This is a genomic window from Vibrio splendidus, from assembly GCF_002873455.1.
GTDB lineage: Bacteria > Pseudomonadota > Gammaproteobacteria > Enterobacterales > Vibrionaceae > Vibrio > Vibrio splendidus_J.
This window is the reverse complement of record NZ_MCUN01000013.1, coordinates 12,005-26,636: the sequence shown is the minus strand read 5'-3', so window position 1 is coordinate 26,636 and position 14,632 is coordinate 12,005. Positions and strand designations below refer to the sequence as shown.

Annotated in this window: 15 protein-coding genes; 5 read left to right on the top strand and 10 right to left on the bottom strand. The window is 42.3% G+C overall.

The genetic code is table 11. From position 1 onward, the window contains the following. Positions 1-25 precede the first annotated feature (25 nt). The 8 genes from BCU75_RS12855 to BCU75_RS12820 form a co-directional block, all read right to left on the bottom strand. A complete protein-coding gene (locus tag BCU75_RS12855; RefSeq protein ID WP_076677518.1) occupies positions 26-1,729 on the bottom strand; it encodes an FAD-dependent oxidoreductase in 1,704 nt (567 codons plus the stop codon). A gap of 497 nt (positions 1,730-2,226) precedes the next feature. After that, entirely contained in the window at positions 2,227-3,108 is an 882-nt protein-coding gene (locus tag BCU75_RS12850) for a VirK/YbjX family protein (protein WP_133148297.1), read from the bottom strand. 388 nt (positions 3,109-3,496) lie between these two features. Next, complete coding sequence (locus BCU75_RS24430) at positions 3,497-3,643, bottom strand: hypothetical protein (RefSeq protein ID WP_004734823.1); 147 nt, start codon at positions 3,641-3,643, stop codon at positions 3,497-3,499. A gap of 40 nt (positions 3,644-3,683) precedes the next feature. Further along, complete coding sequence (locus BCU75_RS12845) at positions 3,684-3,959, bottom strand: HU family DNA-binding protein (protein WP_004734824.1); 276 nt, start codon at positions 3,957-3,959, stop codon at positions 3,684-3,686. 370 nt (positions 3,960-4,329) lie between these two features. After that, a complete protein-coding gene (locus BCU75_RS12835; RefSeq protein WP_076677516.1) occupies positions 4,330-5,025 on the bottom strand; it encodes a VC0807 family protein in 696 nt (231 codons plus the stop codon). Positions 5,026-5,196: 171 nt separating this feature from the next. Continuing rightward, positions 5,197-5,853: a glutathione S-transferase family protein gene (locus BCU75_RS12830; protein WP_076677514.1), complete on the bottom strand. Its 657-nt coding sequence runs from the start codon at positions 5,851-5,853 to the stop codon at positions 5,197-5,199. Positions 5,854-5,903: 50 nt separating this feature from the next. Further along, on the bottom strand, positions 5,904-7,094 hold the full coding sequence (locus BCU75_RS12825) for a YbfB/YjiJ family MFS transporter (protein WP_102474084.1): 1,191 nt from the start codon (positions 7,092-7,094) through the stop codon (positions 5,904-5,906). Positions 7,095-7,498: 404 nt separating this feature from the next. Next, positions 7,499-8,071, bottom strand: a complete 573-nt coding sequence (locus BCU75_RS12820; protein WP_102474083.1) for a YceI family protein — start codon at positions 8,069-8,071, stop codon at positions 7,499-7,501. Positions 8,072-8,359: 288 nt separating this feature from the next. Here BCU75_RS12820 and BCU75_RS12815 point away from each other — a divergent pair, with 288 nt between their 5' ends. Further along, positions 8,360-9,076: a DUF1826 domain-containing protein gene (locus BCU75_RS12815; RefSeq protein ID WP_102474082.1), complete on the top strand. Its 717-nt coding sequence runs from the start codon at positions 8,360-8,362 to the stop codon at positions 9,074-9,076. A gap of 5 nt (positions 9,077-9,081) precedes the next feature. Here BCU75_RS12815 and BCU75_RS12810 read toward each other — a convergent pair whose 3' ends face one another. Beyond that, complete coding sequence (locus BCU75_RS12810; RefSeq protein ID WP_102474081.1) at positions 9,082-9,510, bottom strand: MarR family winged helix-turn-helix transcriptional regulator; 429 nt, start codon at positions 9,508-9,510, stop codon at positions 9,082-9,084. Positions 9,511-9,547: 37 nt separating this feature from the next. Next, complete coding sequence (locus BCU75_RS12805) at positions 9,548-10,171, bottom strand: cytochrome b/b6 domain-containing protein (protein WP_102474267.1); 624 nt, start codon at positions 10,169-10,171, stop codon at positions 9,548-9,550. Positions 10,172-10,379: 208 nt separating this feature from the next. Between BCU75_RS12805 and BCU75_RS12800 the strand changes: the two genes are divergently transcribed. The 4 genes from BCU75_RS12800 (at position 10,380) to BCU75_RS12785 (ending at position 14,560) form a co-directional block, all read left to right on the top strand. Then, positions 10,380-10,856: a cytochrome c gene (locus tag BCU75_RS12800; RefSeq protein WP_372202485.1), complete on the top strand. Its 477-nt coding sequence runs from the start codon at positions 10,380-10,382 to the stop codon at positions 10,854-10,856. 91 nt (positions 10,857-10,947) lie between these two features. Further along, on the top strand, positions 10,948-11,619 hold the full coding sequence (locus tag BCU75_RS12795) for a hypothetical protein (protein WP_076677504.1): 672 nt from the start codon (positions 10,948-10,950) through the stop codon (positions 11,617-11,619). Between the two features lie 130 nt (positions 11,620-11,749). Next, complete coding sequence (locus BCU75_RS12790) at positions 11,750-12,232, top strand: enoyl-CoA hydratase (protein ID WP_102465798.1); 483 nt, start codon at positions 11,750-11,752, stop codon at positions 12,230-12,232. Between the two features lie 441 nt (positions 12,233-12,673). Further along, a complete protein-coding gene (locus tag BCU75_RS12785; protein WP_076677500.1) occupies positions 12,674-14,560 on the top strand; it encodes a methyl-accepting chemotaxis protein in 1,887 nt (628 codons plus the stop codon). Positions 14,561-14,632: the final 72 nt, after the last annotated feature.

The following is a 14,632-nucleotide window of genomic DNA, read 5'->3' as shown; positions in this document are numbered from 1 at the left end:
GTTAACCGTTATTCATTATCAGCCATTAAGCTTTGGCATACATGAGTGTTCTATAACCACCGATTAAGTTACGTGCTTTAAAGCCGTTGTTGACGAGTTGGCGGTAAGCTACGTTACCACGTAACCCAACCTGACAGTAGATTACGATCTCTTTGTCTGTTGGAAGTTCATTCATTCGATGACGCAGTTGGTCTACAGGAATGTTGATTGCCCCTTCAATAAAGCCACCATTTTCCAGTTCGCCAGGGTTACGAACATCAAGTAAGATTTGATGGTCGCCCAGTGTTTCAATCTCATCGAAATGAATAGGTGTAGAGTCACTTTTGATGATGTTGTTAGCAACAAACGCAGCTTGATTAATCACGTCTTTGGCACTGCCGTAAGGTGGTGCGTAGGTTAACTCTAAGTGTTGAAGCTGTTCAACGGTCATGCCTGCACGTTGGGCAACGGCCATAATGTCGATGCGTTTATCAATACCATCTTTACCGACGGCTTGCGCGCCCAGTATTTTTCCTGTCTTCGGATCGAATAACATCTTGAACGAAACCATTTCTGCGCCGGGGTAGTAACTCGCATGACTTGCTGTGTGGACATAAACTTTTTCGTAGTCGATCCCGGAGCGTTTTAGTTGTTTCTCGTTTTTACCTGTAGAAGCGACGGCAATGTCAAAGATCTTACAAATTGCCGTTCCTTGAGTGCCTTGATAAGTTTCTTGGCGACCAAGCATGTTGTCTGCCGCCATTCTACCTTGACGGTTCGCTGGGCCAGCCAATGGAACGAGTGTTTGCTCACCAGTCACAAAGTCTTGATCTTCTATTGCGTCACCGACCGCATAAATTGAAGGATCGCTAGTCTGCATGTATTCATTGGTATAAATGCCACCAAAAGCCCCCAGTTGTAGGCCTGCTTCTTGCGCCAATTTGGTTTCCGGGCGGACACCGATCGCCATGATCAGAATATCGGTAGTGAGTGTTTCACCATTATTGAGTGTTAATTCCAATTCACCTTCTAGGTGTTGATGCTTTTCACTCTCCCCGGAATCAAAACTTGCGATGTGTTCATTAGGGACATATTTCACTGATTCAAGCGCGATACCGAGTTTAAGGTCGATGCCTTTTTGACGAATCTCTGCATGAGCAAAGCCGGCCATTTCTCGATCTACCGGTGTCATGACCTGATCGGCCATCTCGATCAAAGAAGTTTTAATCCCAAGCTGATGAAACGCTTCCATCATTTCCAAACCGATGAAACCACCGCCAACAACTGTCGCGTGTTCAGGTTTGTTCATTTGGATTGTTTCGATGATGCGATCCATATCTGGAATGTTGCGTAGCGAGTGGGTGAGTGGATTATCTATCCCTGAAATCGGCGGAACTACAGCACTGGCTCCCGGGCTTAGCAATAAGAAGTCGTAGCTTTCATTATATTTACTACCATCAACGAGGTTTTTTACCGAAACAGATTTGTTGGTGCGGTCGATAGAGACAACTTCGTTCATCACGCGCGCATCAACGTTGAAGCGAGCTAAAAAACTCTCGGGTGTTTGGAGTAGAAGTTTACTTCTGTCCTGGATATCACCACCAATGTGATACGGCAACCCGCAGTTGGCAAAAGAGACAAACGGGCCTCGCTCGAACATGATGATTTCAGCATCTTCACTAAGACGACGAGCACGGGCAGCAGCTGATGCACCTCCAGCTACGCCTCCGATGATTACAATTTTAGTCATTTGTTTACCTATTACTGTCTCTAAGTTTAACGATACAAATTGCCGAGCACAGAGCGTGGATTTTCATGTTGCCTAAGTACCGTCCAGTTGCCGACTATTGAGTGGTTTTCGAAATACCTAGATACTATAAAGATGAATATTAGCATTGTCTAATGTTTGTTTTGGGTTTACTAATATTTGTGAGAGGGTAGGAATGTAAATCTAATTTTTTTGGTGTTGGGAATAACGGATTAGTTACAAGTATCGACGATGCCTCTAGTGAAGAGGCATCTTATATAAGAGAAAGGAATTGGCTCTAATCGAAATTGTTAACTTGAATTGTAGCGTTAGATCCACGGGTGCTTATCTGCTTATTCAATGAGCACGCGTTGGTTAAGCTAGCTTGAGCCAGTTAAACAGTTAAACAGTTAAACAGTTAAATCAGATTGCATTAGCTAGATTAACTCGCGTTGGCTAATTCAAATCGTATTGGCTTAATCAGCTTGCGTTAGCTAGGTCTATAGACCCTGAGTGTGCTGGATCATCACGGTTTGCAGATCTTGCTCATATTGATCTAACCACGAATAACGCTCACGATACAATTTACGTTTTTGGCGTTTTAGAGCCTCAAGATCTTTCCTGCTAGGATTGAGCGGTAGACGATAAAAATAGTCATCATGCACCTGCCCATCGTGCTCTTCCCACAAACTATCGTACTTGAGGCTAATGTCTTTGTTTTTCTTACCATAGCGTAATGAGTTCGACACATGTCCGGATTCTTTTACTGCATAGATATTGTCGATACCTAAGCTAATGGCTACCAGTCGTAGTGTTTCTACCATGAAAGATTTAGGTCTTAAACCGTAGAAAGCTTTTGTGAAGGTACGGCTAAACCCATTGTCGTTGGCTCCACCTTGAATACCACCGATGTAGATGCTGTTGTCGAAAACAGTGAACGAGATACTATACATTTTTTCGAGTAAAGAATTGGTCAATGAAATTGTCAGTTCACCTTCTTTTCTCGCATTTCTTTCAAAGCTGAGGTTAACCAGATAAACGTTGTCATCTATCTCTAGTTTTAAAAGGTTGAGTCTTTCATTATAAATTTGGTGTCTAGCTTCTGTTGCGAAGGCGTCTTCAAACCAGTCGTAGTGCTTGGATAAGATTTCTATCTTTTCTTTATTGCTAAAGCCAGTACATAAGTAAGGAGTCACAAATTTAGATAGGAAGTTTGGCTGCTTGATAAATAACAGCTTTCTCTCTTCAGAGTTAAAATTATCACTCATTTTTCTAGTGGCTGAATAATAAAATAGGGCTCGAATAGTAAACTTAATTATCGCCTTGTACTTACCCTTATTTTTATGGGTATTAGCTTCTATTCCCATGCGAACGACATTCATAATCACCTCTAAAAAGGAACGCTGCACGAACACATCAGTGTTGCGAACACTTCCCTGACTCTCATAACTAACAATGAAAATGATGATAGTGAAAAATCCGATTTGGGTATGTATGGGTATGTATAACAATATAATTAAGTCAGTTACTTAGTGCTTAGATCGTGTTCAATTACCGAGTTATGTTTATGCGGTTTATCCAGCGCGGAGCTTCTAAGTCTATTAGCGAAGCATCTAAGTATATCAGCGAAGCTTCTAAGCATATTACCGCGGTGCCGTTAGTGTATTAGGAGGGGGTAAAAATAACTGATAGACATGGGGTTGTTAGGAACACTGGCTCTTAAACAAACAATGCCACTGCAGGGTTGCAGTGGCATTAGAAGGATACAAACTATAACTCTAACAGTTTGGCTAATTCGCGCTCTTCCATAAGCTCTTCAATGCGTTGACGAGTCTTAGGCGTTTCGGCTTGTGCTTTGGTTGACTTGCCTGCTTTTTTACTGCGGCTAGCTTTAACTTTTTCTTTAGTTATAGACATCGTAATCTTCCTTGGATTCTGCTTTGAGTTACTATTTACCCTAAGCGTTACATGATTCTTTTAGTGCTTTACCTGCTTTAAACGCAGGTGTTTTTGATGCTGAGATTTGAATCTCTTCTCCGGTTCTTGGGTTACGACCAGTACGAGCAGCACGAGAATTAACTTTGAAACTACCGAAACCAAGGATGGCAACATCATCACCCTTAGCCAATGTGTTAGAAATACCTTCAACAAGTGCGTTTAACGCTGAACCTGCTTGATCTTTTGAGATGTCTGCTGAAGTTGCGATGTGTTCAACCAACTGAGATTTATTCATATTCTATATTCCTTATTGAGTACGGCTGGCGCTTAACTTTAAGGCCAAGCTCGTTCTATCTTAGCAATAAGGGCTGAAATAGTGTTAACACCTAGGCAGGGTTTTGTAAAGTAATCAACAAGATTGAGCGTTAAATCATCTTTCAGTATAACCGAATGCGGTTCTTTAGCTATTGGTAATTTAAATGCTAGCGACCAAGCGAGTACGAGAAAGGTGACCGCAATCTATCATTGTTTTGAGAAAGCCAATCTAATTCAGCGTACCACTTGTTGGTTAAATGAGAGAATAGAAACAAAAAAGCCCAGCAAATTTGCTGAGCTTTTGGTGTGTTTCTATTTTAGGACGAGATACTAAGGTCGTTCGGTAAGAGCTACTTAGTAATAAATATTTTTTCTGTTTCTAGTGACGTCATAGCGCGAACTTGGCGCCAAATGTAATAGAAAATGCCTAACATCATCAGCATGCTTGGGATAGCAATCGCTGGGTAGCTGTAAAGTGTCAGTTTACCAAGTTCTTCATTAAAGGCTGCAGTACCGGCAGGGCTTGTCACAATCCAAGTCGCAAGAAAGTAGTTCATCGCAGAAGAAAAGGCGAAAGTACTCGCGAATAGGTAGTTTGATGTCATGAGGCAACGGTCAAACTTTGCTTGGTTACCGAACTGTCTTAAACGCTCTTCAATTAGAGAGATGTTCAATAGTGCTGGCGTAAACATAACCTTTTGGATAAACGGGTAGCGAGTGAAAGTAGAACCAAGAACCGCTAAACCAATTAGGCCGGGTATTAATGCTTCTTTTAGTGCTAACCAACGCGTGTCTAATTCGAAGAAACCAATACCGCCGGTTAATAGCACGCTGACAAAGCCAAGCGCAGCGATGAAGTTAAACTTCTTGTTGCGGATTAGCTCCATACCACCGTAAGCGATAGGAAAGGCAAGGGCGACAAGCAGTGCTAAACCCGTTCCTAGGTGCTCCTCTCCACTGAACTTCATTAAGATGAATGACGGAAGAAATACGTTAAAAACGATTTCGAAAAGAGGGTTCGATTTTTTGTTTTCTGTGTTACTCATAATTTCTAAATACATTATGTTATGGATTTATTCTCAGGGATTGTTGTTTACCTCGTCCAAGATGTAAAGCCTTAACACGTCATGCTGTGTAACGACATGTGACATCAACGACATCTCTGAGCTTGTCTCACGTTGAATTCAAGACTTTACGCATTCTAGTTTTGGATGCTCTTAGGTATCTCGACTGAACGAATCAAGCAACGTGTGATAATCGGGTTTGTTTGCCAAACTCTCAATGCTTATGTGCGTCAGTACGTCTGTGAACGGAGAAATGTGTAAAAAATCGATGATGTTGCGGCTGTTCACTTCATCAAACAATTCAGTATGTCTAAACTGGACGTAATCTAAAGCGACATGGAGATACAACGTGGCCAAGTTGTCGTTCAGAAGGGATTCTAGCCCTTGTTGTTTTATCTCTTGGTCAAGTTGCTCTAGGGCGGCAACGATACCTTCTTGCCCTCTCTGGACAAGCGCATTGTCATTGTCTGCATAGCGAGTCAATGCCGCGGTTCTAAACGCGATCTCCATTAACGTCTTTGCTGTCCCTAGATGCTGCATTTCGTTGGCACGACTCAACGTTACCTGCCGTAGAGTTCGAGGCTGATACGTTTCAATTAAGTACTGGCAAATGCATAAGCTTTCCGTCAGTGCTGTTTTGTCTTCAAGTTTGAGTGCTGGAATTAAACAAAACGGATTGACGTTTTTTAGGTTGGCTGGGGAGCTCCATGGATCAACCCAAACAAAAGACAAAGGCGAGCAGCGTGATAAAAGCGCAGTTGCTGCGACCACGCGTGAAAACGGAGAGGTTTCATTTAAGTAGAGTTGCATGATAATCCTTTATTTTATTCGACAACTGAGCTAAAAAAGCGAGTTCAGATCTAGATCGAGTGTTCAGGCTTAGATCGAGTTGCGGTCATTAAGATACATACTGAAGACAAAATCAAAGCAGTAGTACTAACGGTGAACAAAACGTCGTATGAAGCCATATGATTTAAGTAGTACGCCATCAAAAGCCCAACCACACCTTGTGATACAGCAAAAGATAACGTCATCCCCGCCCACGCTTTGGTGTGCAGTTCATAGCCAACAATCTCCAACGTGTAAGTTGACACAAGAGTTACCGTTCCCGGCGTGAAAATTCCGACCAGTAATGACGAAATTAATAGCGCGATAGGATGGGTACTAACAAGAGGTATTGCGACACCTAGAGCCTTGAGACTAAACGCGATGCAGAGGGATTTTTTAAGCCCGAGCTTGTCTCCCAAGGTGCCAGTGATCAATGGGCCGATGGCGGCGCCAATACCAAAGGTTGCCCAGAATAAACCACCGCTGCTGAACGACATACCCAGTTCACGCACAATGTAATCAACCCAAAACAAGGTGTGCGGCAAGTAACCGATAGCGTCGAAAGTATACGCCACCAGAATAAGCACCACGCTGAGTGATTTTGGCTTGGAGAGCTGAGAGAAAGAGGCTTTTATATAAGGCGCTTTTGACGAGTTAGGTTGGGTTTGCCATGCATTCCAAGTCAGTATCGTGGTGACCAATGCGATGATTCCCATGCCAATCCAAGCCGACACCACACTAAAATAGATCAGTACTGGGATTAATGTGCCTGATAACATCGCACCAAGTCCAATGCCTGAAAATATGGCACCGCTGACACGCGCCTTCACATCGGGATTAAACTTTCGGACAATCACTGGTGGGGCGACAACCATTAATAAGGCACCCGCAATTCCAGCCAACGTTCGCCAAACATAGAACCATGTTAAGGGTGCCTCTTGTAACGCGCAGCCTAAGTAACTAAAACTGCTTATCAACATAGCGAATCGAATTAACTGCCCAGCACTAAAGTAACGCAGCAGTATGTTGGCAGCAGGTGCACCCAATATGTACCCAAGAAGGGTCGCGACACCAAGGTAAGATGCATCACTTTCGCTAAACCAACCACTTTGAATGAGAGCCGGCATTAATGCGATATAGGCAAACCTACCGATCCCGTTGCCTATTAGAGTCGCCCCCATTCCAGCCAAGCTGTCTCGATTAACGATGTGTTTATTCAGCATCAAAGGGCTCTTTTAGGTTCAATTAGATGTTCTAGCTCTAGGGCAAGGTCTTTGTTTAGTTTTGTATACTGACATCATTTACCATCAATATCACTAGGCTGTTAGTCATAGAAGTTGCATATCTAAAAGCGGTTTTGAGATAGGTAAATAGCGAGTGTGTTTAAACACTTAGATGGATGTGTTGTTCTATCGTGGATAAGGCAATAAGCGCTTGTTTTAATCACCGCAGATTTGAGTGTTTAATTGTTAGACCAAAGTCGGATGACAGGCCACTTTAATTGAACATGAGTGATTTGTTTATCTAGAACTGTGTACTGACTTGCCGGTTCTAACTCACATTCACCCGCCTTAAACGATGGATGAATGTGAATTAAAAAAGATCTAACTGGGTAGGTGTGACCCTATTATTTATCGAAGAGCAGATTGAAGCTTAAAGGGATTTTGTCGGAAATCGCTAACCCACCAACGGTAGCTGATAGTTTGTTCAAGTTGTCTGTCGATATTCCAAAATCAGCGCCATTGACGATGATTGTCGAGGCTGAACTAACCATCACTAACTCTTCTGATGGAACGATTAAAACGGGAAAATCAATCGTTTTTGTTACGCCGTGCAAGGTAACCTCCGCTGCAATGGTTGTTCTTTTTGGGTCACCAGACAACATTGACGGTTCAACTTTTCCAGATATCTTCACTTTAGGGAAAGTCATCGATTCAAAGTAGAGCTCATTGAGTCGCTGGTCGCGAATCGATACTCCCGTGCTGATGCTCTTCAAGTCTAACAATATGGCAAATTGACCCGCTTCGGTAAGACCACCAGATAAAGGCTTGATGGATGCGGGCTCAACAACAAACTGCTTCTTGATAGTTGCGAACGTAATATTCGATAAATTGGGGTCTAACGTGTAGCCCGTTTCCGCGAAAGATTGAGCGGAGATAACGGTGCATAGGAGGCCGAGTGTAGAGATTAGTTTTTTCATAAGTGGTCACCACATTGATGAATTTACAGATTTAATGTTATGGAACTGGTTGTTTAGAGAACACCCTTTACACAACTTTTAGGGAAGAAGAGTAGGTAAAAGCTTAGTTCAGCATTCATTAAATTACCTGAGGAAGGTAGAGCATCGCCATGTTCTTGGAACCATGATCGACAAAGTTATTTGTGTAACTTTAGTTATGTTATAACATAACTAAAGTTCATTCTTACTGTGGATGACGATCACAGTGTTAATAGAGAAACGATAAGCATGTATCAAGGAGATGACGTAATGAACGCCATGTTAACCAAGCCTTTGACAACGAATAACAATCAGCCAATTAATATTAGTTCCGCTGTGAGTATCAAGGACCAAGACAGTCACAAGCCATGCTTTAGTGCTTCTCTGCAGCCGACTGTTCTGACAGACATATACAAGCGTGAAATCAACATTGCGATATGGCAGCGTAATTTTGATGAAGATTTAACTATGGCAATCCGTGAATTTATCGCCTTGAATCCAAACTTCAGTAAGTCTTTGAGCCTTTCATCAGACAATGCCTATGAGAAGCTAGAATTTTCGACAGACGGAACGGCTTCTAAAGCGTTATTAGAAAACATGGCAGAGCTGGTGGATATGTTCTGTTGTTTGTTCGAGCTTGAAGAAGTAGGGCTGCGTTTAGCTGTTCTAAACAAAGCGATGTGTCCGCGTTTTCACTTTGACCAAGTCCCTTGCCGTTTAGTGACCACTTATCATGGTGTTGCCACGCAATGGTTGCCAAACGAGACGGTTGACCGCTCAAAGTTAGGCCGCGGAAGCAACGGGCAATCTGATTCTGTTTCAGGCTTGTACAATCACGAATCTGATATTCAGCAACTCTCTAGTTGCGATGTTGCTTTGTTAAAAGGCGAGCGCTGGAGTGGTAACGAAAACACTGGCCTTGTACATCGTTCGCCAGTGACTTCATCAAACGATACACGGCTATTGTTGACGTTAGATTTTGGTTAGTCGCATTATATTTGCGAGACTATTTTTTTTAGTAGGCGGTTTATCTCTTTTCGTTCATCTGGCTCCAATATACCTAAATATTCTTGATTGACATGAACGGGAATCGGCAAGAGCTCTCTTTGGATAGCGCGCCCGTTCTCTGTTAAATAAATATTGAAAGAACGACGACTATTTGGGTCGGGTCGTCGTTCTATCAAACCAAGACGTTCGAGCTTATCCAAGGTTCGAGTCGTGGTCGAATTTTCTACTTTAGATTTCCTAGCGATTGCTCGTTGAGTTATTCCTTCTTTTTCCCACAAACACATTAAGGTTGGCCAGAGAGCGATCGTTAATCCGTGTTTTTTAAGTTCCGAGTCGAATGTCTTCGCTGCATCGTGTGCGATTACATGGATCAACCAACTAGCAGTTTGCTGTCTATTAAACACTTCATTCATTGATTCGTTCCTATGCTCCAAATTAAATCGGTTTGATTTATGCCAATGCAACCAAAATAACGGTAAACATTGCAGCTAAAGCAAGTACAAACAACGCACGCCATTGCGATGCAAACGCTACGCTTCCACTAAATTGGATTCTTGTTTGGAAGCCAGTGACCATTGCCCAAGTTAATGGTTTAGAGCGTAATTTATAGAACAAAACGGCAAAGACGTGTACCGCGACCAGAGTTGGAAGCACTTTTACCATAGTTAGGTGAATGTTTTCTAATAATGAAAATACGGAGTCATTCAACCAGATATTTGCATAGGGTAAGTGATCAAGAAGCCCAGCCAAGGCTAAACCAGAAACACACTGAATAATTAAAGCTGATAACAGTGTTACAACCATCCAACCGCCAGCAGGGTTATGGCCTGGCTTTTCTTTTTCTTTTCCTAATAAATAACGAACCACTGACTTGGGTGAACGTAGAAATTGTCTGAATCGGCTTGTTTCGCTTCCCACCCAACCCCAAACCAATCGCCAAACGACTAATGTCATAAGTGCTAGCCCCAGTTGAACGTGGGGTCCATTGCCTGAAATGCCCGATACCATTAACCCTATAAAAAGCGCTGCCTGAGCCCAGTGATATAGGCGAGTTGATAGATCCCAAATTTTCATAACTTCATTCTCTCTACTGTGTTTGTTCATTTAATGTATATTCCATTTGCATTAATTTACACAACAATAGTTGCAACTGCAACTATTGTTGTGTAAATTAAGCCCATCGAAACAAAACGGAACATCGAACCGAATCATCGATGTCTGTATCGAAACCAAATAGAAAAGCTATACGAAGCGAAGAGAGAGCAATATGAACAAGAGAATGATGCACAAGAGATTGGTGAGCCTACTGTGTACTACAACCGTTTTAATGAGTACCCACGTTTTGGCCTCACAAGGCGATGCAAGTGAAAGTAATTCTTCACAAGATCATTCAAACCAAATTGAACAGCGCCAGCACGCATTTGCACAAGTTGAAACCTTAGTCGAGAAGGCCAATGACACTTTAGATGGCGATGATACTCATTGGCAGACACTCGAAGACACGAGCTTTGAGCTAACAACTCACAGTCAGGCGTTATTGACGTCATTTCCGTTGGGCAGCCAAGAGGGGAGTAAAGCAAAAGAGAGTGTTTGGAGTGAACCCGAAAAATTCAATCGTCTCCTAATGCAAATGGATCAGGGTTTTCAGGAACTTTACCAAGGTAGTCAACAAGGTGATGCATCACTAGCGGAATCAGGATTAGAAGCAGCGCAAGATACTTGCAAAAGTTGCCATCGCTCATACCGCTCTCGTTGGTAGCGTTGTTTTAACAACTCAACCAACTCGACCAGTTAAATTTAATTAATCACATTTTATCAGCCAAACCTAATCAGCCAAAAAGGAACAAAACATGAAAACTATTACATTTACCGCATTTGCAGCTTCAATCTTATTTTCTACCTTTACCAGCGCAGCAGACTATGCCGTTGAACTTGAGTGGAATACAAACAACTTAGAACAAGTCCTCGACAATATGCCGGAACAAAAAGCTGAATTCAGTAAGCTGATTGACCAAGGCGAGATAAAAGATATGTATGTATCGCATAGTGAGATTGATGGCCGTTCGGTGCAGTTACTGCGTTTTGTTATTGAAGCGAATGACTCACAACAGGTCCAAGCCAAATTAGCTCACCTACCTCTTTATAAGAAAGATTTGGTTAAAATTGCCAAAATTATTCCGCTAGGCTCAAAGTGGTTAGACAATACGCCAGATTACAATAACTACGGCGTCACAATCACATGGAAGCAGGGAATTGAAGCCCTTGAAATAGACCGTGTGCTTAGCATTGATTTACAAAGAGTGATCAGTCTCAATCAAGCAGGGCTTGTGACGTCATCGTATCTTGATACGCAAAAACTTGAGAACAATGTTGTTCGACCTGTGTATTCGGTTTCTTTTATTGCTAAGGATGCGCAGCATGCAAAAGAGCTAAGTCACCAATTTGAAGCTGTTACGTTGGGGTATGCTGATGTGAATGTTCAATATTTGGGTTACAAGCTTTCTTTGACGAATAACAAATAATAGTTGTGATTGAGTGCTGCTTATTAACGAGTAACCCTAATTATTGATAACAGCACCAAACTTACTCAGATACTCAGATACTCAGATACTCAGATAAATAGACAAGCAAACAAATATAAAAGCGAACAGTATGAATAATCGATTGATCAATTTTCTAAACGAAATCGGCACCATCATGTATGTGGGCGGTATTTTGTCTCACATTGTAATCGGCGCTACGCTAGGCCACGAAACTGCCGAAACGGCTTACCATGTTGGTACTTATAAAGAGTTGAGTGCATATATTCTGATTTTACCGGGGTTAGCATTAAAGTTGTTTGCTGATTTATATTGTTACTTTTCTACAAAACAGAAGCCTAATTGGTTAAAAATGAAACTTGTGATGCTAGCGTTCTTGAGCGTCAATGCATTCGTGTTCTTGGTGCCGATGATGCCTGAAATGGTAGAGCTTGCTAAAGCATCAATACCTCAAGGAAAGGTAAGCCAAGCGTACCTAGACAAAGCCAAAATTGAAGAGCTGATCGGTATGTCTAATGCGCTTCCGTTGCTTGCAGAGTTAGTACTAGGTTCATTCAAACCAAAGCTATTTGGTGAAAGAAAGATCAAAAGCTAGAAAGTGAATTTTTCAACACCTCACTTATTTGAGTCTCAATTTGTAGAGGTTATTAATTTTCAATAAGTTAAGTAATCTAAGTATTCGGATATCAATATTGACTGGACAAGAAATTATATTTAGTCAGTTCCAGTAGGAATAAAGAGGACTGAACGTCATACGTTAGGTCCTTTTTTATTTGATGTATCAGCGTACTGATAAAATAGAACGCATTCGATAAGTCATCCCCTCGAGAGATTGTCAGATATGATTTATTGAGGAGTGGCGGGCTATTTACTCCATGAATATGCCACTGTACGTGCCCTCGTTCACACATATCAATAATTCAACCCTCTGGTTGGTTCTATTATTTATTTTAAAGCGTAAAATATATTCAGCTTGCAACCGTCTTGGTAACAAATTTGTCGCCACGGTTTTTTACTTCCAAATTATAGGTTTCCTATGTTCAAGAAACTCTCGCTTAAAAATAAGCTAGCGATATCAGCTAGTATGGCCATCATCCTGGGGGGGATTTTGGTTGAGGCCCTTTCTTTTCGAGCTTCATTGCAACGACTGGATATTGAGGTTGCACAACGTTTAGAAGGGACATCGGCTTCTTACAATCAGTATGTATCAGATTGGATATTATCCAAAGAGCGCGCGTTGACTTCTCTTTCGAAAGAATCAAAACAAGACAGCTTGGAGACTCACCTTAAACAAGTTCGTGATTCAGCGTCTTTTGATAATGTTTTCTTGGCTTTTCCTGATGGTTCGCAAAAGAATGCGAACGGAGTGGTATTGCCACCGGGTAATGATGACCCTCGCCAGTGGGGTTGGTACACCAATGCGGTAGCGAATCCAAGTAAAGTGTTCATGGACAACCCAACGGTTGCCGCTGCAACGGGTGCTAATGTTGTTTCGTTAGGAACAGCAATGCAACTGCATGGACAGCAAGTTGTTTTGGGTGCTGACGTTGAGATTACCGATATTCTTAACAGCCTTGAAAAAGTCATTCTACCGGGTGAAGGTTACATGTTCATCGCGACCAACAAAGGTACGGTTTACACGCACTCTGACACTAAGTTATTGAATAAAAATATTAGCTCACTTGGGTTGGATTTTTCTGATGTAAAAAAAGCGTTAGCTAGCAGAAAAGACACAACCATTGAGTTAAACGGCACTGATTATGTTCTTTATGCGAGCGCGATAGAAGGAACAAGCCTGATTACTGTTAGTGTCGTGAATCACGATTCTTTGGTGGCACCTCTATTTGATGCTGTCATCGGCCAAGTTTTGGTGACATTGTTGGTGGTGATTGTATGTACGGTACTGTTTAATCTGTTATGTACTATGTTGTTCCGTCCGCTTAACCATGTTTCACAAGCATTGGCACAAATCGCGAATGGTAGTGGTGATTTAACTCAACGTATTCATGTTGAAAACCAAGACGAAGTAGGGGAGCTAGCGCATAACTTCAATACGTTTGTGGGTAGTTTACAACAGTTGATTGGTCATATTCGTGGGCAGTCAGAACAGTTAAACAGCCAGTCAGAGCAAAGTGCTCAACGTGCGAACCGTTCTGTGGACGAGCTTAACCATCAACAGCAAGAAATCACAATGGTGGCAACGGCTGTAACGGAAATGGCCTGTGCAACTCAAGAAATTGCGTCGCATGCTGAGCAAACAGCAAAAGCAGCACAAGACTCAGCGACAAGCACTAACAGTGGTCACGCTTTGGTTGTAGATACTAAAGGTTCGATCAATAACCTAGCCAATGAAGTGAACGAAGCGGGTAACGTGATCAGCGAGCTAAACAAGCATGCTCAAGAGATCTCGACGGTACTTGCGACGATTCAAGGTATTGCAGAACAAACCAACCTGCTTGCTTTGAATGCTGCGATTGAAGCGGCTCGTGCTGGTGAACAAGGTCGTGGTTTTGCTGTGGTCGCTGATGAAGTACGTGTGCTTTCTCAACGCACGCATTCTTCTACTGAAGAGATCAAATCGACGATTGATATTCTCCAGAGAACAACGGCTCAAGCGGTTGAGCTTATGGAGAGCAGCTCTAAACTGGCAATACATTCAGTAGAAGATGCCGACCGAGCTTCGCATGCGTTAGAAGAAATTAACACTGCAGTTGCTTTGATTAGTGATATGGCGACTCAAATCGCGACGGCTGCGGAAGAGCAAACGCACGTGACGGGTGAAATTACCCAGAATATTACGACCATTAAAGATGTCACTGACCACTTAGTTGTGGGGGCACAGGACAGCTTAACTGAGTCGAACGAACTTAAGAGCCAAGCCGCTGGTTTAAGTGACAAAGTGGCGACTTTTAAGCTTGCTTAACGGCTTCATTTACTGATGCCTGATCAGTAAAAGAGCGGTAAGCAATAAGCCAAAGCGACGTAGATTACGTCG